At 44.6% G+C, this 19,008-nt stretch carries 19 protein-coding genes; 8 read left to right on the top strand and 11 right to left on the bottom strand.

Annotation, left to right across the window (positions count from 1 at the left end; genetic code table 11):
* Positions 1–16 precede the first annotated feature (16 nt).
* On the top strand, positions 17–580 hold the full coding sequence (locus ACNPNW_RS07285) for a hypothetical protein (protein WP_004647383.1): 564 nt from the start codon (positions 17–19) through the stop codon (positions 578–580).
* Positions 581–622: 42 nt separating this feature from the next.
* Positions 623–1,702 carry a 3-isopropylmalate dehydrogenase gene (gene leuB, locus ACNPNW_RS07280; RefSeq protein ID WP_448766811.1) on the top strand — a complete coding sequence of 360 codons (1,080 nt, stop codon included), beginning with the start codon at positions 623–625 and terminating at the stop codon, positions 1,700–1,702.
* A gap of 73 nt (positions 1,703–1,775) precedes the next feature.
* On the opposite strand, the gene ACNPNW_RS07275 is transcribed toward leuB, so the two are convergent.
* From ACNPNW_RS07275 to infA, 3 genes are all read right to left on the bottom strand, one after another.
* Positions 1,776–2,174 carry a hypothetical protein gene (locus tag ACNPNW_RS07275; RefSeq protein WP_004278492.1) on the bottom strand — a complete coding sequence of 133 codons (399 nt, stop codon included), beginning with the start codon at positions 2,172–2,174 and terminating at the stop codon, positions 1,776–1,778.
* A gap of 144 nt (positions 2,175–2,318) precedes the next feature.
* Positions 2,319–2,699, bottom strand: a complete 381-nt coding sequence (locus ACNPNW_RS07270; protein ID WP_004278491.1) for a hypothetical protein — start codon at positions 2,697–2,699, stop codon at positions 2,319–2,321.
* Between the two features lie 134 nt (positions 2,700–2,833).
* A complete protein-coding gene (gene infA, locus ACNPNW_RS07265; protein ID WP_001284370.1) occupies positions 2,834–3,055 on the bottom strand; it encodes a translation initiation factor IF-1 in 222 nt (73 codons plus the stop codon).
* Positions 3,056–3,286: 231 nt separating this feature from the next.
* On the opposite strand from infA, the gene ACNPNW_RS07260 reads away from it, so the two are divergent.
* Positions 3,287–4,294 carry an AraC family transcriptional regulator gene (locus ACNPNW_RS07260; RefSeq protein WP_004278490.1) on the top strand — a complete coding sequence of 336 codons (1,008 nt, stop codon included), beginning with the start codon at positions 3,287–3,289 and terminating at the stop codon, positions 4,292–4,294.
* Between the two features lie 79 nt (positions 4,295–4,373).
* Here the strand turns inward: ACNPNW_RS07260 and ACNPNW_RS07255 are convergent, their stop codons facing one another.
* The 6 genes from ACNPNW_RS07255 to asd form a co-directional block, all read right to left on the bottom strand.
* A complete protein-coding gene (locus tag ACNPNW_RS07255; protein WP_004647387.1) occupies positions 4,374–5,507 on the bottom strand; it encodes an IS4 family transposase in 1,134 nt (377 codons plus the stop codon).
* A 155-nt stretch (positions 5,508–5,662) separates the two neighbouring features.
* Entirely contained in the window at positions 5,663–6,460 is a 798-nt protein-coding gene (gene truA / locus ACNPNW_RS07250) for a tRNA pseudouridine(38-40) synthase TruA (protein ID WP_004278489.1), read from the bottom strand.
* A 15-nt stretch (positions 6,461–6,475) separates the two neighbouring features.
* Positions 6,476–7,444 (bottom strand): asparaginase domain-containing protein, encoded by a 969-nt coding sequence (locus tag ACNPNW_RS07245; protein WP_004647388.1) that lies wholly within the window; start codon positions 7,442–7,444, stop codon positions 6,476–6,478.
* Positions 7,445–7,491: 47 nt separating this feature from the next.
* Positions 7,492–8,880 (bottom strand): T4P machinery localization factor FimV, encoded by a 1,389-nt coding sequence (gene fimV / locus ACNPNW_RS07240; RefSeq protein ID WP_396469411.1) that lies wholly within the window; start codon positions 8,878–8,880, stop codon positions 7,492–7,494.
* Positions 8,881–8,946: 66 nt separating this feature from the next.
* Positions 8,947–10,533: a FimV/HubP-related protein gene (locus ACNPNW_RS07235; RefSeq protein ID WP_448766810.1), complete on the bottom strand. Its 1,587-nt coding sequence runs from the start codon at positions 10,531–10,533 to the stop codon at positions 8,947–8,949.
* A 120-nt stretch (positions 10,534–10,653) separates the two neighbouring features.
* Positions 10,654–11,772, bottom strand: a complete 1,119-nt coding sequence (gene asd, locus ACNPNW_RS07230; protein ID WP_004647391.1) for an aspartate-semialdehyde dehydrogenase — start codon at positions 11,770–11,772, stop codon at positions 10,654–10,656.
* 188 nt (positions 11,773–11,960) lie between these two features.
* Here asd and ACNPNW_RS07225 point away from each other — a divergent pair, with 188 nt between their 5' ends.
* Complete coding sequence (locus ACNPNW_RS07225; protein ID WP_396469409.1) at positions 11,961–13,091, top strand: endonuclease/exonuclease/phosphatase family protein; 1,131 nt, start codon at positions 11,961–11,963, stop codon at positions 13,089–13,091.
* A gap of 466 nt (positions 13,092–13,557) precedes the next feature.
* Entirely contained in the window at positions 13,558–13,836 is a 279-nt protein-coding gene (locus ACNPNW_RS07220) for a GNAT family N-acetyltransferase (RefSeq protein ID WP_396469423.1), read from the top strand.
* Between the two features lie 45 nt (positions 13,837–13,881).
* On the opposite strand, the gene ACNPNW_RS07215 is transcribed toward ACNPNW_RS07220, so the two are convergent.
* Positions 13,882–14,817 (bottom strand): LpxL/LpxP family acyltransferase, encoded by a 936-nt coding sequence (locus ACNPNW_RS07215; protein WP_044111852.1) that lies wholly within the window; start codon positions 14,815–14,817, stop codon positions 13,882–13,884.
* Between the two features lie 107 nt (positions 14,818–14,924).
* Positions 14,925–16,829, bottom strand: coding sequence for an ATP-binding cassette domain-containing protein (locus ACNPNW_RS07210; RefSeq protein ID WP_044111853.1), 1,905 nt, complete (start codon positions 16,827–16,829; stop codon positions 14,925–14,927).
* 33 nt (positions 16,830–16,862) lie between these two features.
* On the opposite strand from ACNPNW_RS07210, the gene ACNPNW_RS07205 reads away from it, so the two are divergent.
* From ACNPNW_RS07205 to ACNPNW_RS07195, 3 genes are all read left to right on the top strand, one after another.
* Entirely contained in the window at positions 16,863–17,108 is a 246-nt protein-coding gene (locus ACNPNW_RS07205; protein ID WP_004278477.1) for a SlyX family protein, read from the top strand.
* A gap of 367 nt (positions 17,109–17,475) precedes the next feature.
* The gene (locus ACNPNW_RS07200) at positions 17,476–18,480 is read left to right on the top strand and encodes a hypothetical protein (protein ID WP_396469407.1); all 1,005 of its coding nucleotides are present in this window, start codon (positions 17,476–17,478) and stop codon (positions 18,478–18,480) included.
* Positions 18,481–18,550: 70 nt separating this feature from the next.
* A complete protein-coding gene (locus tag ACNPNW_RS07195) occupies positions 18,551–19,000 on the top strand; it encodes a hypothetical protein (RefSeq protein ID WP_004278475.1) in 450 nt (149 codons plus the stop codon).
* Positions 19,001–19,008 lie beyond the last annotated feature (8 nt).

Here is a 19,008-nt window from a genome sequence, read left to right as displayed (position 1 = left end):
GGGTAAGACAGACATTATGGCGAATTATTGGAAACAGTGGCTTGCTTTAAGTTCAGTATCGGTGCTGTTGACTGCATGTCAAAGCATCGACACGATGAAACTCAAACATGCCAAAGAAAATACTGAGAGCAAAAGCAATGCCCTGATCTACTGTACAGGGACGCCAGATTGTCAGTTCGAACGCTTCAATCAGACCATTATTGTCAACGCCGACAATGGCCGCATCAGTGATGAGGCGCTGAAGCAGAAACTGGTGCGCTTGCAGGCCAAAAATTTAAATCAGGCCAATTCGATTTATTTATCTGTGCCGGCAGGACAGCATGAACTGGTCGTGCGTTTTTATCCGATCAGTAAGGATAAAGCGGAAACTTTACATGTATTCCATCGTTTTCAGGCCAATAACCGCTATAGCTTAAAAATGTTTCGTGACCGTAGTGCGCGTAGCAGCAGTTTATTAAATTCTTCGGCGCCGGATCCGCTTTGCGTAGATCTGGTACAAGAGCAAAAAACCATTCGTCGTTTTTGCAAACCCTATAATGCAGTCACCGGGATTGCAGAGTTTGTAGAAAAGAAAATTTAACCTCTGTCAGGTCTGAATCTGACGTTTTAAACGGAAAATCTCATGTCTAAACAAATTTTGATTTTAGCTGGTGACGGCATCGGCCCTGAAATTGTAAAAGCCGCAGAGCAAGTACTCACACGCGTAAATGAAAAATTTAATCTTGATTTGACATGGGAACAGGGCTTACTCGGTGGTGCAGCCATTGATGCTCATGGTTCACCGTATCCTGAAGTGACTTCTGAACAGGCCAAAAAAGCCGATGCGATTCTACTCGGTGCCGTGGGTGGTCCAAAATGGGATACGATTGAGCGTTCAATCCGTCCAGAACGTGGTTTATTGAAATTGCGTAGCGAACTGAACCTGTTTGCTAACTTGCGCCCAGCGATTCTTTATCCGCAACTGGCTGATGCTTCAAGCTTAAAACCTGAAATCGTGGCGGGTCTGGATATTCTGATTGTGCGTGAATTAACGGGTGGTATTTACTTCGGTCAGCCACGTGGTATCCGTGAACTGGAAAATGGTGAGAAGCAAGGCTACAACACCGACGTTTATTCAGAGTCTGAAATCAAGCGTATCGCCAAAGTCGCTTTTGAAATGGCCAACTTGCGCGGTGGTAAAGTGTGTTCAGTGGATAAAGCTAACGTGCTTGAAGTAACTGAGCTGTGGAAACAGACAGTGACTGCGCTGAAAGATGCCGAATATCATGAAATTAATTTATCGCACATGTATGTCGACAATGCTGCGATGCAGCTGGTGCGTGCGCCAAAGCAGTTTGACGTGATTGTCACCTCGAATCTGTTCGGTGATATCCTGTCTGATGAAGCTGCGATGTTGACCGGTTCAATCGGCATGTTGCCATCGGCATCTCTGGATGAAAATGGCAAGGGCATGTATGAGCCTTGTCATGGTTCTGCACCAGATATCGCCGGTCAAAACCTGGCAAATCCATTAGCGACGATTCTTTCGGTGGCGATGATGTTGCGTTATACCTTCCGTGAAGAAGCGGCTGCTAAAGCGATTGAAGATGCAGTAGGTCAGGTCTTGGATCAAGGCTTGCGTACGGCAGATATCATGTCTGAAGGCATGCAAAAAGTCGGTACGGTTGAAATGGGTCAAGCAGTCGTTGCTGCATTGAACTAAGCCTGTTTTGATTCAAAAAAACGCAGCCTTGAGCTGCGTTTTTTTATAATAGAAATTTCAAAGCTTAAACCCCTTAACAGGTTCGGCCTGTGGTGCGTACCGCGGTGGCAATATTATCTTTGAGTAAGAAGGTGATTTTACATTGCAATTTGACGTCATAGCCGCCGGCAGGGCTTACTGACACTGGAATCGGTACAGTGCCTGTCCCTGTGGCAGGAAACTGCGCTACAGGCAAAGGAATGGTAATGGGGCGTTGTACCACATAGCTTAATTGTTTTGCGCTGCGTTCAGGCTCACTGATCTGCTGGTAACCTAAACGTTTTAGATCCAGAGTTTGATCGATCAGTTGGCTGCTCTGCCCAATGAACTGTTGTAAATAGGCATCACGCTGCGCAGTTGTTGATGAGGTGGTGCTGCATGCATTAAGCAAACTGAATGCTGTACAGCATACTAAAATCAGTGTGAACTTCATGAGCTGTCCTCACACCAAATAAAATGAGTGTAAGCGCATTCCATGCAAAAATACTGTTGTGATTTGATACACGGTAGAAGTTTAGCGTGGTGAGGTTGATCCCTGATTTAATCCGATACAGGCTTTGAACTCGATGAGTACAGCTCAGCAAGCTCTACCGGTAAAGCGAATCGCCTGAACAATTTCATCTTTCAAGTCAAACCAGATTTGGCATTTCATCTCAATGTTATAACCACCATTTGAGGGCATCGGCATTGGTGCGCCGATCGGAATGCTCTGACTAATATTCGGCGTTCCCATTGGAATATTCATATCCCGAAAAATAGTGTAGCTGAGAAATTCTGTGGTTTGAATCGGTTGCTGGGAGGTCTTGAATCCAATGGCACGAAGATCAAGCTGGCTACGAACCTGTGCGGCAGTTTGACCTACATAAGGTTGTAGAGACTGATGCAGATGCTGATTGCCGCCGGTAGCGCATGCAACGAGAAACAAGCTGGAAAGTAGGGATAAGCATTTCATATTCATTGTTTTTATACATGTTATTTTTAATTCAATGAATAGTCGTGAATTTATAAGGCTGTGTCAAATTATTTTATTGATTGATAAATAATTCAAGTAATAAAAAAGCCACTAAAAGTGGCTTTTGCTTACGCTAAAACTTAGCGTGCACGATATGTGATACGACCTTTAGTCAAATCATAAGGTGTCATTTCAACCTTCACACTGTCGCCAGTTAAAATACGGATATAGTGTTTACGCATTTTACCAGAGATGTGGGCAATCACTTCGTGACCGTTCTCTAAACGTACACGGAACATAGTATTAGGAAGCGTCTCGGTGACAACGCCTTCGAACTCGATGAGTTCCTCTTTATTGGCCATAGCCTACCTGAATGAATAAATTGGAAAGGCGCAAATTATAGTCAATTTTTTTGCAAAATACAAGACGAAACGGGCGTTAGACTGATCATCTGCCAGTAAAATAGGCGAACTGTCACGATAATTTTTTTAACTAAAAAGACACCTGTTTCTGTTGTCAGTTTGGTCAATCACAGTTAATCTAAAATTAATCTTTTTAAGTATAAATGAAGTACATACAAGGAAGGCTTTTGAGTGAGTCAGCTAACGGATGCATCAGTCGTATTGCGTTTAGGCTATCAGGCGATTCGTCGTGCGGGGTTGCCGACAGAAGAACTTTTGACCAAAGCAGGAGTGGCTTTAAATCAGGTAGAGGCCAATGACCGTACGCCGCTGAGTGCCCAGTATGCCTTTTGGGTGGCGGCAGAGGAAGTCAGCAAGGATCCGGATATTGGATTGCATCTGGGTGAGCACCTGCCACTTTATCGTGGTCAGGTCATTGAACACCTGTTTGTTTCATCTGAAAATTTTGGTGAGGGACTGAAACGTGCTTTGGCTTATCAGCGACTGATCAGTGATGCCTTTGCTGCCAAATTAGTGATTGAAGATGATCGCTGCTATTTAACCAATGGTGAACAGCCTTTTGCTGAGAGTCTGGTCAATCGTCATTTTACTGAATGTGCTATGTCAGGTGTACTGCGTTTCTTTAAATTTATTACCGAAGGGCATTTTGAGCCGATTTATATCGATTTTAATTTTTATAAAGGGGCACCTGATGATGAATACTTCCGGGTTTATGAGTGTCCGGTCAGTCTAGGTCAGAAAGAAACCCGTTTGTATTTCGATCCGACTATCCTGGAATATCCGCTGTGGCAGGCTGAACCTGAGCTGTTGCAGCTGCATGAGCAACTGGCGATTGAAAAGCTACAGGAACTGGCAAGATATGATCTGGTCGGTGAAGTACGTCGTGCAATCGGCTCTACTTTGGAGAGTGGCGAAACCACGCTAGAAACTGTGGCAGCCCAGCTGAACATCACGCCACGCCGTTTGAGAACACAACTGAGTGAGGCACATACCAGCTTTCAGCAGATTCTCTCGGATTATCGCTGTCGTCTGGCCAAGCGTTTGCTGGCGAGTACCAATGAGAGCGTCGAGCGGATTGTCTATCTGACCGGTTTTTCCGAGCCAAGTACCTTCTATCGTGCCTTTAAACGCTGGACCAATGAAACGCCAGTGGAATATCGGAAGCGGAAGCAGCGTTAAAAATCCCTCCTAACCTCTCTTTAAAAAAGGGAGGAATTCCCCCACTGCTGTCCCACAATTTTTACAAGAGGAAGCTCATTTAAGCTTCCTCTTGTTTGATGGGGACTTTATCGGGTGAAAATAACGCTTTTAAGGTTTTTATTTCAAATAAATTCACTTGAATTATTCTGAGTAAGCGCTGAACTGTCCAGCCTTTTTTCCCTAAATGTTGAGCGAAACTTACCAGTAAATAGGCGATCATCGCAATCCAGATTTGCGTCTGAATGGCGTTCTTGCTTCGGCCTAAAAAGGCTTTTAATTTCAGGTTCTGTTTAATCGCTTTAAAGAACAATTCAACTTTCCAGCGGTCTTTGTAAATCGCTGCAATGGTAGAGGCAGCTAGATGAAAGTTATTGCTGAGAAAGCTAAAGTGCTTGCCACTTTGCTGATCTCTATATTCAATTCTTCTTAATACGGGGGCTTTTCTTTTTAGGGCATGTGCGCTATTTAGCTGAATGGTTTCATCTTTTAGAATGCCTTTGGATTCAAGCACTGGATGTTGCTGGATCACCTGATACACCGATTTAGGTCTAAAACGTGTCACAAAGCTAACGTTTTGAGCGCTTAGATTCGCATACCATTGATAATCGACATAGCCTTTATCAAAGACCACAATGCTGCCAGCGGGAAACTGGAATTTTCGGCCTTGTAACATGTCATTTTCTTTACCATTTTCAACTGCAATAAACTCAGGAATATCATTGCTGTGATTCAATCCTATGCTGAGTTTCATGCTGGCTTTTGAGTCGTGAACTTTGGCCCATTCACATAAGGAAAGCGACAGGTCAATATGACTGGCATCCAGGGAATATAATGGATTCTTAAAGCGAAATTTATGGGCTACTTTTGAGTGTTCATAGTATTTAAGCAACTTGTAAAAGAGCTGTTGATACAAGGCAGCAGGCTGCTGCTCATTGATTCGTGCCAGTGTACTTCGGGGAATAGACTTTGCTCCGAAATGACTCAGTTTGTCCTGTTGGCACTCCAGATTGGATTGAATATCTCTCAGACTTTGCCTGCAGGAAAGTTGAGACATCAAGATGGCAATAAACTGATCCCATCTTGAAGCCGCTCTAAATTTCTGTCCAACATGGTGTACTTTAGCAAGTTGTTCAAAATCCTGTCGCACGACGGGTTTAATTAGCTGATGAAATACGGTATTCTGATGTGACAAAACCTGAATCCTGGTCGTTAAAGTGTTTGTTTGCACTCATATTTTAACTGTTTGGACTCAGGTTTTTTATTTAAATCAAACTATGGGACAGCAGTGGGAATTCCCCTCCTTTTAGGAGGGGTTAGGGGAGGTAAATATTCTAAAAAATTTAAAAACTATTCCGGCATATTCAGCCAGTGCGGACCTAAGGGTAATTCAGGTAATTCAAACTGCGCCGGATAATCAGCATGAATAAAATACAAACCATCTGCTGGCGCAGTCACACCAGCAGCTTTACGGTCTTCTGCCGCGAAAATATTATCAATATGATCGGCAGCATACATGCCCTGACCAATTTCCAATAAACATCCCATGATATTGCGCACCATATGGTGCAGAAAGCCATCGGCCTGAATATCCAGTACCAGATACTGACCATGCTGAATCAAGCGGCAATGGCTGACATGACGAACGGGCTGATTGGACTGACAGGCTGCGGCGCGGAAGCTTTCAAAGTTATGCGTGCCTTCAAACTTTTTCGCGGCGTATATCATCTGTTCAACATCAAGCGGTGCATAGACATGGGTGACCTGTTTATGCAGCAATGCCGGGCGCACAGGGTGGTTATAGACCACATATCGGTAGCGGCGCGCCTGTGCCTTAAAACGGGCATGGAAGCTGTGATCCATTTCTTTGATCCACTGAATCGAGATGTCTTTAGGGAGTTGGCTATTGCAGCCCATTAGCCAGCCACGTTCAGAACGCACGGCATCCGTATCAAAATGCGCCACCATATTGGTCGCATGTACCCCGGCATCCGTGCGGCCGGCACCATGCAGGCTAATCGGTTGATCGGCAACTTTGCTCAGGACCTTTTCAATGGTTTCCTGTACGCTTGCAACTCCCGGCTGTTGAGTCTGCCATCCCCGATAATGCATCCCACAAAACTCAATTCCCACCGCAAAACGCTGCATAATGACCTCAAAACCTTATTGATCGTACCAATGACGATGCCATTGCTCTACAGTGTCGTATTGTAAATACATTTTCAGGGCTTTTGCATACAGATCCGCATGTCCATAACTTTCATTCAGCAAAATTTTGCAGTGATTCACCCATTCGGCAATGGCATAGCGCTGATCCGTCGCACCAAAAGGCACTTGGGTGGTTAAGACGCAAATACAGCCCTGCTCATAGAGTTGATCAATGAGCGCAATCATGGCGTCATTGACCGCCAGGTTGCCAGTGCCAAAACCTTGCAGAAATAAAAAATGCGGTGGTCGAGCCAAGAGGTTGTTCAGGTTATTCAGCTGCTGGGTCAGATCAACCGGCTGCATCATGATGCTCATACAGTTGAATTTAGCCGCTTTCACAATATCTTTAGCTTCGATCTGATAACACGCTTGACTGGTTTGGATTGCGATATTGGCTTCAAGACCTGCAAAGGCATTTAACTCGGTAGTATGCTGTTTCAGTGCAGTTTGCGCATGTAGCAGCTGATGATGGAATGCCAGATAGACTCCAGCGCTACATTCGCTGATGGAATCTAGTGCAAATTTCAGGTTATCCAGGGCATCACTAAATTCACGCTGTTCATTGCCTTGAGCATTCAGCAACGGATATTGGCTACCGGTCAGCACCACATGCGCCGAGTTTCCAATAAAATGTGCCAGTACTGCACTGGCATAACTCAGCGTATCTGTACCGTGAATAATCACAAAATGCTGGATTTGCCGCGATTGCAATTGCTGAATAAACTGTACCAGTTGCAACCAGTCGGTTGCTGTGCAGGCACTACTGTCCTTAATGGCGGGTGCATGGTGGCATTCTACAAAATACTGCTCTGCAAGTATCTGTTCGAGCTTTGGAATAAATAAATCAGCAGGCATCGGTGCGAGAGGATCCCCCACGCAGCCGAATGTGCCGCCCATATAAATTAATGCAATATTTTTTATCATAAAAAAAGCAGCCAATTATTGACTGCTTTAGTGTAAATCGAAATGCATCAAGATGCGATTTGATTCAGTAATTGCTCGGCGCGTTGTTGTTGCTCAGGAGTATATTCAGCTTCTCGCTCCGCAATGACTTCACGGGCAGCGGCATAGGCACCGAGTTGAATATATTGCTGCGCAAGATCCAGGTCGAGACCTGCTTCATTAACATCCAGTAATTCCGGGAAAGATTGCACCAGCGGATCATGCTGATCTATCGTTGCCTGAGCTGGTGTAGCAGGAAGATCGAAACTCATCGCTGTCGCAGCAGGCGCTTCTGGCGTGGTTTCTAAATGATCTAATTTGAAATCCATGCCTGATAGATTGGTTTGTGACGCTGGTTCTGCCACAGGTGCTGCAGCTGTCAAGCTAGACAGGTCAAACTCAGTCGCTGGCACTGCAGTTTTCTCAGCTGCTGGTACTGGCGTGTCAAGCGAGAAAGAAAAATCTAGAGGTTTGATTTCTTCAGTGGCAGCAGCTGTTTGTGGATGGTTACTTTCTAACTTGAGATCAAAGTCAGCAATTTCATTGCCGCTTATTTTCTTTTCAAAATTTGGCTCTAGAGTGTCACGAGCTGCAGAGGGTGAAACTTCAGTTGTAGTGGTCTCTACTTTAAAAGAATCGAAGTCAAATTGAATTTCATTACTGTTTTTAGCTGGTGTTTCAGTCGGTTCAGCCTGAGGAATACTAGGTGCGGTATTAAAATCTAAACTCTTATTCTCGACAGGCTCAGTCTTCGTTGTGACTGGTGCAGCAGGTGCAGAACTAGGCGTAAAGTTAAACTCAAGAGGTGATGGTTCTTCTTTCGCTGGAGCGATTTCCTGTTGTAATTGCTCGAATGCCAATTCCGTTTTAGTATCCGCAGGCAGCGTAGCTTGATTTAAGGCATCAAAGGCGGTGTTATTGGATACGGGCGTGGCAGGTGTAGCAGTCTGAGTCGATTCTGTAGCTTTTGTTTTTTCGTAAGCCGTTCTCTTTTCTTCAGCTGGGCTGAGTACATCGTCAATGTTGAGTGCACGAATATGATTAATGAGTTGCGTAATCGCAAAATCATCTTTCTGCAAGATATGAATATCTAACAGCAACAGATAAAGTTCGTGTTGGGAATTGTCACGATTCAGCGCCTGATTAATCTGCGCTTCGGCGGCAAAAAAATTACGTTCCTGAATTAGGCCTTCAATTTTCTTGCGTGTTTCTGCCGATAATGGTGTTGCTGATTTTTTTGTGACCCCGACTGGCTCCACTACTTTGGTTCTTTGTGGAGCAGCTTTTGAAGCAGAGCCAGGTTTTTTCGCTTTTACCGTTTTAGTTTTTGCTTTATCTGATTCTTGAGCATCTTGTCGTTTTTTAAAGACAATTAATACGATGATCAATATCACTAATGGAATCACATAAATCAGCATGTTTTACCCCTTGGGGATAGAGTAGTTTAAGTTCGCCTATCCCAATAAATCGTCATGTGTAACTTTTTAATTAATTGGCTTCTTATCTGCTTGTTGGGCTTTGAGCTGTTGTTGTAGCTGGGCCAGACGCGCATTTAATAACTGAATTCTGTGATCCTTCTGATTGAGTGCCAATTCTAATTCAGTTACGTTTCTCTGTAATTTAACGGTTTTTTCTCGGGCTGTCATAACTTTTAATGACAATTCCTTTGATGTTTGATTGCGTTCTGTGTTCTGGTTTGCAGAAACTTGCCCGGAATCGCGCTGGTTCTCAGCCACTAGGCTCATTTCTGCCTGATTCAGGCGGTATTTAGTCTTGCCAGTAGGCTTAGACGGTAGCTCGGTTTGCTTTGCCGCAGTGACTTTAATAGGCGCAGGTGTAGGATGAGTCGTATTTAAGTTCAATGCAGCACCTTTACGTAGACGATTGGCATTTCCTCCAATAAAAGCATGCTCATTGTCTTTTTTAATTTGTTGCATGACTTCATTGACCGGGCGCTGCTGCTGTTGAGCAATTCGTGAGGCAATTCCCCACAGTGACTCATTGGATTGAACTACATAAGTAGGTTGAGTCTGATTCGGAGTTGCTTTGACTGGTGAAGCTTTTGTAGTAACTGGAGCTGGAGTTTTCACCGGATTAGTTGATCCAGTTGATTTTCTGGCTTGTTCCTCAGCAAATTTTTTCACCAATGGATCACTGGAAGCAGTTTGATGATCAGAATGGGACTCTACAGCTTTCTGCATATTTGCTTTATTTGGTGCTGATGCACTTTGATTTGCTGGTATCGTACTGGTTGGTTTGTTTGTAGTCGAGGCTGCTGCAGGAGCCGGCGATGCAAGAGTTGCTTGTGAGGTCCTTACTGAATCTGAAAGCGCCGCTGCAGTTTTAACTGGGGCTTGAGTATCGGGTGGAGTTACAGCCTCGCTTTTCAATACAGGCGCAATCGCTTGAGCCTGAATCGCTGGACTTGATGTCATTACAGCTGGTGCAAATGCAGTTTTAGGAATGGAAGTGTTCGATAATGCAGGTGGTGCTGTGCGTTGCAAAGCCAACGGCTTTTCTAAAACCGGTGGATTATTTAAGGCTGTGGAAGCTGCTGTACTGTAATGGCTACTTACGGGTAAGTTGAGTGCAATATCTTTTTCACTGACGACGACAACTGGTGCAAGCGGGCGTTCATTCTGTTTGAGGCTGGCTTTTAATAAATCGGTTTTAGCTTGTAAGGGCGTACGGATATGTTGCAGACGTGCAGCACTGCCTTCCTTGATTTTGACAATAATATTCAGCTCGCGCTCTGTCATGGGTCGAGAAGAGGTAATGGTAATAACCCCAGTGCCATTATTGCTGCGCCGAGTAAAAAAGTTCAAATGACCGGGTGGCTGATGCGATGCACCCATCGAGATTAAATCTTCAGGTGAAGCCAGACTGACTTCAATCGGCAAATTGATATCAGACTGCCGAAAAGTCATTTCTGCGTAAAGTAACTCCCCAGGGGCAGACTGAATCTGAACCGGATCTACATTAATCGCATAAATGTTTTGTGAAGCGACAATGGCTAAAATGGCAAGCTTTAATTTGTTATATACAGTCATCTTAATCGTGAGCTCAGTCATTATCGCATAGCGAAAATTATAGATTAACGGGATGTTTGTTTTTTGTAAAATACTTACGCAATAGTTACATAAAAAAGCCGATCAATAAAGATCGGCTTTTGGCTTTATATCCACAGGATATTAGGCATTTTTATAATCAATCAAAATACGTAGCATACGGCGTAACGGCTCAGCGGCACCCCAAAGCAACTGGTCACCTACAGTGAACGCACCCAGATATTCTTTACCCATATTCAGCTTGCGCAGACGGCCGACTGGAACGCTTAAAGTACCTGTTACAGCAACAGGCGTCAGATCAGTCATGGATGCTTCACGAGTATTTGGAACCACTTTAGACCAGTCATTGGCACGTGCAATGATGTCTTCGATTTCATCCAAAGGTACATCTTTTTTCAATTTCAGGGTTAATGCCTGAGAGTGACAACGCATGGCACCAATACGCACGCAGTGACCATCAATTGGCACGATCTGCTGGTTGCCCAGAATCTTGTTGGTTTCAACCTGACCTTTCCATTCTTCTTTCGACTGGCCGCTTTCCAGTTGCTTGTCGATATAAGGAATGAGTGAACCAGCCAAAGGAACGCCAAAGTTTGCAGACGGGAAGCCTTCACCACGTTGTAATTCAGCAATTCTAGAGTCGATATCCAGAATTGGAGAACGCGGATCATCTAGCAACTCTTTGGTATTGTTATATAAATAACCCATACCATTGATCAGTTCACGCATGTTTTGCGCGCCTGCACCTGAAGCGGCCTGATAGGTCATTGACGTTGCCCATTCCACCAGATTGTTCTGGAACAGACCGCCCAAGCCCATCAGCATCAAGGAAACTGTACAGTTACCACCGACAAAAGTCTTGGTGCCTTTAACCAAACCATCTTTGATCACATGCATGTTGACCGGATCAAGTACGATGATGGCTTCATCATCCATACGTAAGGTTGATGCTGCATCAATCCAGTAACCGTTCCAGCCTTCAGCTTTCAATTTCGGGAAAACTTCAGAGGTATAGTCGCCACCTTGACAGGTAATAATGACATCCATTTGCTTCAGACTGTTAATGTCTGATGCATCCATAAGTGCTGGGGCGGTCTTACCGCCAAATGCCGGCGCTTCACCGCCTGCATTACTGGTAGAGAAATAGAATGGCTCAAAATGAGCAAAATCATTCTCTTCAACCATACGTTGCATAAGGACGGAACCGACCATCCCGCGCCAACCGACCAGACCTACTTTCATGTCACTTTGCCTCGGTGCGTTAAAAAATCAAAAGGGATTCGAGTGTACCAAAAAGGGACCCAACTGCAAGAGCTACACAATCAAAACATCAATATTCTTGAGAGAAATATCTGCTTTATGATACATACAAAATTGATAACGTCATTTTTCTTTTAGAAAAAATAATAACTTAATTAAGAGCGCAGTTTATGATATGGGTTATCCAAATTCTGGCAATCATTGTCATTTGGTTAAGTTTCTGGTCACTGATACCACGCGATGAATGGTGGATTCGGGGTGCGGATTTTCCACGATTACAAATTCTGGTATTGGGCTTTATCGCCTTTATTCTTTTTCTCCTGGTTGATCATCCCTGGAACTGGTTGAATCAGCTGCTTTTTATCGGTCTGATGGCAGCTTTGGCCTATCAGTTGAAAATGGTATTGCCCTATACCTTTATCTGGAAAAAACAGGTCAAGCAGGTCAAGCATGATCAGCTGGATCCGCAACGTCAGATTTCCCTGGTCGTTTCCAATGTACTTACTACCAATACCAAATATCATTTACTGATCGAGCAGATCCAGATTCATCAGCCAGATCTGGTTTTGACTCTGGAAACCGATCAAAACTGGCAAAATGCACTCTCGGTGATTGAAGCTGATTATCCTTATCGCGTGCCTGTGCCTTTGGATAATCTGTATGGCATGCATCTTTATAGCAAGCTTGAACTCAGTGAAACCGAGGTTAAATTTATTCTGAGTGATGAAATTCCCTCAATTCATACCACGGTGATCTTACGCTCAGGACAACCGGTACAGCTCTACTGTCTGCATCCCAAACCGCCCAGCCCGACCGAGGCCAAAGATTCCACCTTACGTGATGCTGAACTGCTGATTGTTGGTGATCAGATTAAAGATCTGGATGAAAGCTGCATCGTGATGGGTGATCTGAATGACGTGGCCTGGTCACGTACCACACGCCTGTTTCAACGCATTAGTGGGCTGCTGGATCCGCGGGTAGGGCGTCATTATGTGAATACTTTTCACGCAGATTATCCTTTTTTTCGCTGGTCGCTTGATCACGTCTTTCACAGTACCGATTTTGCCTTGGTACACATGGAGCGTTTACCGCATGTGGGTTCTGACCATTTTCCGGTCTTTCTGGTTTTGCAAACCGGTCGGATATTCGAGCATATTCAGGAAGAATTAGAACAAACTGATGAAGATGAGCAGGAAGCACAAAAAGCTATTGAAGAAGGTATTCAGAAAGCAGAGAAAGAGGAAAAAATAGTCACTGATGAAGTTGCTCTGACATATAAAGAAGGGGGCAAAATCTCTTAGCTTTTTAGAAGAAAAGTGTACGATATTGCTTACAACAGTTTCCGCTTCTTGCGAATGGGCAGAGGTTGGGAATCTGGGTATTCTAGGTTTATCAGCACAGGGAGTCGAGAAAGGATATTCTCATAAGGAAGACGAAGCTGAATGAAGACATCATGGATATGATGCTGAAAGGGAAATCAAAAAAAAGCAGAACGAATTATAATATGTGAAAGCACAACCTCATTAACCCGAGTTTTACAGGATGTAGAGCTCGGGTTAAATTATTTCCAATGCTTATTTTTCTAATTTGTTGATAATTAAAATTATTTATTTAAGGCTATATTTTGAGAGTGCAGAAAGGAAATTGTCATTGTCAGTAATGATTCGGTCAATCAATCGGAAGTACTTCAGCTCTATCGTATGAATCTAATGGTCTGCCGCTGAGAAACCACAACTTTTACTCCAAGCGTTACAACACTCGCATCGTCTGGTCACTGCACGGATAAATGGCCGGCTAGTTGGACTGGCAAATGCGATTTCAGATAATTATCTGGTGGTGTATTTCCCGCATTTTTTGGTTGATCCCAAGTTGCAACGACAGGGCATTGGTCGTCTGATCATGCAAAACATGCTGCAATATTATTCAGGATTTCATCAGCAGATTTTAGTGGCCGATCAGCAGGCGACAGGTTTTTATCAAGCCTTAGGCTTCACGTGTGCGGGAAAAACGGAAGCCATGTGGATTTATCAGGGAACGGATCATTAAAATGATTTTAAGCTAGAGCCCTTCAAATCCCGTGATCAAATAGATTTAGTAAATTGATTTATAGCCTTCAGGACGAGTCTTAAAACGGCGGTGGAACCACATATATTGGGTCGGTGCGATGCGCAACTGCTGCTCAATCACCCGGTTCACGCGAGTGGCATCTTCAACTTCATTCTCACTAGGGAAGTTTTCCAGTGCCGGTTCAATGAGCACATGGTAGCGCGGATTGTTAATATCGCCATGACGGTAGAAATATAAAGGAATTGCAGCCGCTTTGGTCATTTTCAGTAAACGGCGATGTGCGGTTACAGTCGCCGCAGGCACGCCAAAAAAAGGTGCCATCACGCCTTGTTTTAAACCATAATCCTGATCCGGACTGTACCAGATCGCATGGCCATTTTTCAGGTTACGTACCAGACCGCGCATATCATCATGGTCAATCTGATTGGCATAAATTGTGGCGCGACAACGGTAAATCAGCATGTCCAAAAGTGGATTATTCTGCGGACGATAGACCACATCCGGTTCAAAATATTGTGCGCAAAGATAACCACCCGCATCGAGCAAAGTTGAATGCGTGCCTAATAACAGCATGCCTTGGCCTGCGGCTTGTGCCTTCTGAATATGTTCCAAGCCTTCAATACTGACGCGGCCCTGAAACCATTTCGGACTGTACCAGGCATTCAGCGTCTCAAACACCCCCAGCATTTGATCGATAAATACCTGACGGGCATTGTCCTGTACCTGCTTTTCAGACCATTCGGGAAAGCAGACTTCCAGATTACGCAGCGTGGTTTCACGGCGTGATTTCAAGTATTTAAAAGAAAGGTGGCCCAGCAGGGACGCCAGACGATGCTGAATGGCCCAAGGTAAGATCGCCAGAATCATCAGGAAAATAATGCCCAGCCATTTGCCCCAGTATTGAGGTAACAGGAATGACCATTGAAATTTACCGGGTTGATATGCAGGCTGAGTACTCATAAAACAATATAGGGCCAAAAGATTAAGTGCAGTCTAACAGAGAAGATTATTGAAATAAAAAAGCATCTGTACGAATACAGATGCTTGAGTAAAAGCTCGGGGAATATTTAGCCGTTACTTAGATTGTCCAGCTCTTCCCAGCGCTCTAATTTTTCCAGTAACAGCTCATCAATTTCAGATAAACGGTTAGAAAGTTTCAGTGCTTTATCAGAATCAGTCACAAATAAAGAACCATCAGCCAGTTGTGCATTGATCTCGGCCTGCTCTTTTTCCAGCGCTTCCATCTCAGCAGGAAGTTGGTCGAGTGCGCGCTGGTCCTTGTAGCTAAGCTTAACTTTTTTGGCAGCGACCGGCGCAGTCTCGGCTTCTGCTTTGGCCATGGCTTTTTTCACAGCACTTTTTTGATCAACCACGGTTTGATCCGGACGCTGTTCTAGATAATCCTGATAACCACCGACATATTCGTCGATATTGCCCTTACCATCAAAGACCCAAGTGGATGTCACCACGTTGTCCATAAAGGCCCGGTCATGCGAGATCAACAGCAGAGTGCCTTTGTAGCCGCCCAGCATTTCTTCCAGTAACTCTAAAGTCACCATGTCCAGGTCGTTGGTTGGCTCATCCATCACAATCAGGTTCGATGGTTTCAGCAACAGTTTCGCTAGCAGGATACGATTGCGTTCACCACCCGACAAAGCTTTGACTGGGGTACGTGCACGCTCCGGCGAGAACAGGAAATCTTGTAAATAGCTATAGATATGACGGCGGTTGCCATTCACATCGACGTGGTCAGAACCTTCGGAAACGTTATCTTTAACAGATTTTTCCAGATCCAGTGCATTACGGAGCTGGTCAAAATAGGCCACTTCTAACTGCGTACCGGTCTTCACCGTACCGCCATGTTCTAGCTCGCCCAGAATGGCTTTAATCAGCGTAGTTTTACCGACACCGTTATCACCGACCAGACCGATACGGTCGCCACGGAGGACCAGTGCAGAAAAATTATTGATGATCGGTGCATTGTCACCGAATTTCACACTCAGGTTCTCGATTTCAAACACCAGTTTGCCTGAACGGTTGGCATCCTGAGTCGCCATCGTCACTTTACCTTGCTGTGAACGACGTGCTTTAGATTCTTCACGCAATGCTTTCAGAGCGCGGACACGGCCTTCGTTACGGGTACGACGGGCTTTAATGCCTTGACGGATCCAGACTTCTTCTTCAGCCAGCTTTTTATCGAAGAGCGCATTTTGCTTTTCTTCAGCTTCCATTTGCTGGGCTTTCATGTCTAGATAACGTGAATAGTTACCTTCATAACTGCGCAGCTGACCACGATCCAGCTCGACAATACGGGTGGCGATGCTATCGACAAAGGCACGGTCATGCGAAATGAACAGCAGGGTCAAATTGTTTTGATCGAGCAGGAATTTTTCCAGCCACTCGATACTTTCAACGTCTAAATGGTTGGTCGGCTCGTCGAGTAACAGTACATCAGGTTGGGTAAGCAAGGCACGCGCCAGTAAGACACGACGCTTACGACCACCGGACAAGTCGGCAAGATCTGCATCCGGGTCCAGGCCCATTTTGCTTAAAATCGAATTGACCTTGGTTTCCAGCGCCCAGCCATCCAGCTGATCCATTTTGTGTTGCAGGTTGCCCATACGATCACAGGCGTCCATGTCACCGAGTACACAGGCTTCACTAGCAGCATGATAAGCACGCAGAACTTCTGACGCTTCACCAGCGCCATCTGCCACGATATCAGCCACTTTGCCTGAATCCATCGGTACATCTTGCGCCAGCATGGAAATGGTAATACCGTTTTGTAATGAAACTTCGCCGTTGTCAGGCAGTAAACTTCCTTCAATCAGCTTAAGTAAGGTAGACTTACCCTCACCATTACGGCCAATCAAACACACTCGTTCGCCGCGTTCCAAGTTAAAATTCGCGCCGTCGAGCAGGGCGGGTCCACCAAACGCAAGTTGGACATCCCTAAGGGTAATATAGGCCATAATGTTTCCTGAAATCCCCAATGAGGACTTTAAATGACTAAACAACAAAATCTAAATGATCAGGCGTCATTTTCCGCACCCATTGAAGATTTGCAAGTGCGAATTGCATTTTTAGACGATTTAGTTGAACAGTTGAATGATCAGGTGGCCAAACAAACCCTGGAAATTGCTGATCTGAAAAAGCAAATGACGCTGTTATATCAACGTGTTGAGTCTTCAGATTTGTCTGAAGGCATTGCAGAATTTGATCCGGTTGCGGACCGCCCACCGCATTATTAATTTGCAAGCAATGATTTAATCAACAACAACCCTTAGCTGATCTAAGGGTTTTTTATTGAAAAATAAAAATGAGCCACTCTATAAGATGGCAAAAGAGAAATATTTTTGTTTTGAATGGGCTTTTAAATTGCATTAAATCCGCATATAAAAGTAATCAAGCGTAGCGCGATGATCAAGTGCCAAAGAAATTTTCCTGTTGAAAACAAACATTCGCGCTTGCAAACAGATTTTTTGCATGCATTTCATAAAATGCAGTTTGGACCTCTGCCGAAACAGGCCTGCACCCATTCAGCCGTAAAATTATTTGACCTTTCACTCACTTCCTACTCTAATACGGGCTCTCAGGTACATTCCGGAATTGCGTCCCATGCACCCAAAAGTTGTTCTCCTCGACCTCGAAAATAATTTCCCTACAGCCAAGTTAATGCGTGAGATTGTGGCGCATTATTCGACTTTATATCTGTTTAGCTGTGCCGGAAAATTTGAATTCTCCTTAGAGGATTTAACCGAGCTTGCCGGCTGGATCAGCAGTGGTCAGGTGGTGGTACTGGACACGCCTGAATCGCCACAAAAAGAATATGAATATGCGGTCATTGTCGGTCAGCTTATGGCGCTACTGGAGCCGGAAACCGAGGTTGAATTGATCTCGGCGATGGACAGCTGCGAGATGTTGCAGCAGATGCTGCAAGCTTCTGATATTCCGTGTCACCTGATTCAGATTCAGCCTGATGAGCCAAACATTCTAACCGATCAACCTAAAAACCATCTTCCGAGTCTGGAAGCCATCAAGAACAAACCTACCTTGCAACTGGTGAAAAAATACTGTGATGCTTTAGGGAAAATGAGTGGCAAACCGAATACGGTGGAAACCCTAAAAAACTCAGTGGCGAATATTCTGAAAGTGATGCCGGTAAAAGCTCAGCATGTGGTCGGCATGTTGATTAACCTGAAAATCGTCAAACGCTATGATGAGCAAATCAGCTTCCGCAAAAAAGTCCTGAAACAATGGCTGCAGCTCAATCTGGATGAACAAAGCCCGGTTGAAAATCCAAAACTGGATCAGGTCATTTCCCAACTGAAGGCAGATGAAGCTCCAGTTGCATCTGAAATACTCAAGTCACCAATCCAGTCGGCACAGCAAGACCTGTTCAAGAACTTTGGCCGGATCGATCCGGTACAACTGGAAGTGGCGCGTAAACTGCGTGAATTGCAGGGTGATAAACCCAAAGACATTTATGAGCTGCGTGATTTACTGGAACAGTTATTTCCAAAATCGGACATTCGCTTGCTGCTGAAAGAGCTGATCGAGAAAGGTTATATTTACTGGAATGGTCACGAAATTTTATATAGTCATGAAATGTTCCTGAATTAATTTTATCGTGCAAACTTGCGTTTTATATTGTGCTTATGCAACTCTAATAATAGAACATAAAGGTTGAACTATGGAAAACACTGGAATCTGGGTGACGGTGGTCATCATCATTTTCGTCATAGGGTCGATTTTCGGGTTACGTGTAAGTCCCCGAGAAAAAGCCTTGGGGCTGATGCGTGATAAAGCCCGTAAAATGGGTTTGCATCCACGTCTGGTGGTGGCACCGGACTGGACCAAAATCCCGAAGGCGACTGAAAGTCGTGCCAGTATGGTCGCATACTACAGTGTGCTGATGCCAGATGCACGTTTGCCCTTGATGCGCGCCCGTGTTGTCGATAATAAACTCGAAATCGTGCAGGGTGATGAGAAATTTAAAGATTTTCCCATTGCATTAAAAGGCATTTATGCTATTGATATGCAGGCCAACTGTGTCGGCGTGTATTGGGATGAAGAAGCTGATTTAAGAGCGACCCAACTCGACGACATCAAAGCGCTGTTACACGCTTTGGCTGAACTTTAATTTAGAAA

Source organism: Acinetobacter endophylla (genome assembly GCF_053543775.1).
This window is presented reverse-complemented; position numbering and strand designations above follow the sequence as displayed.

Bases quoted from the DNA above. Each gene is read 5' to 3' on its own strand.
- ACNPNW_RS07285 (WP_004647383.1), top strand. From the start codon at position 17: ATGGCGAATTATTGGAAACAGTGGCTTGCTTTAAGTTCAGTATCGGTG.
- leuB (WP_448766811.1), top strand. From the start codon at position 623: ATGTCTAAACAAATTTTGATTTTAGCTGGTGACGGCATCGGCCCTGAA.
- ACNPNW_RS07275 (WP_004278492.1), bottom strand. From the start codon at position 2,174: ATGAAGTTCACACTGATTTTAGTATGCTGTACAGCATTCAGTTTGCTT.
- ACNPNW_RS07270 (WP_004278491.1), bottom strand. From the start codon at position 2,699: ATGAATATGAAATGCTTATCCCTACTTTCCAGCTTGTTTCTCGTTGCA.
- infA (WP_001284370.1), bottom strand. From the start codon at position 3,055: ATGGCCAATAAAGAGGAACTCATCGAGTTCGAAGGCGTTGTCACCGAG.
- truA (WP_004278489.1), bottom strand. From the start codon at position 6,460: ATGCAGCGTTTTGCGGTGGGAATTGAGTTTTGTGGGATGCATTATCGG.
- ACNPNW_RS07245 (WP_004647388.1), bottom strand. From the start codon at position 7,444: ATGATAAAAAATATTGCATTAATTTATATGGGCGGCACATTCGGCTGC.
- fimV (WP_396469411.1), bottom strand. From the start codon at position 8,880: ATGCTGATTTATGTGATTCCATTAGTGATATTGATCATCGTATTAATT.
- ACNPNW_RS07235 (WP_448766810.1), bottom strand. From the start codon at position 10,533: ATGACTGAGCTCACGATTAAGATGACTGTATATAACAAATTAAAGCTT.
- asd (WP_004647391.1), bottom strand. From the start codon at position 11,772: ATGAAAGTAGGTCTGGTCGGTTGGCGCGGGATGGTCGGTTCCGTCCTT.
- ACNPNW_RS07225 (WP_396469409.1), top strand. From the start codon at position 11,961: ATGATATGGGTTATCCAAATTCTGGCAATCATTGTCATTTGGTTAAGT.
- ACNPNW_RS07215 (WP_044111852.1), bottom strand. From the start codon at position 14,817: ATGAGTACTCAGCCTGCATATCAACCCGGTAAATTTCAATGGTCATTC.
- ACNPNW_RS07210 (WP_044111853.1), bottom strand. From the start codon at position 16,829: ATGGCCTATATTACCCTTAGGGATGTCCAACTTGCGTTTGGTGGACCC.
- ACNPNW_RS07205 (WP_004278477.1), top strand. From the start codon at position 16,863: ATGACTAAACAACAAAATCTAAATGATCAGGCGTCATTTTCCGCACCC.
- ACNPNW_RS07200 (WP_396469407.1), top strand. From the start codon at position 17,476: ATGCACCCAAAAGTTGTTCTCCTCGACCTCGAAAATAATTTCCCTACA.
- ACNPNW_RS07195 (WP_004278475.1), top strand. From the start codon at position 18,551: ATGGAAAACACTGGAATCTGGGTGACGGTGGTCATCATCATTTTCGTC.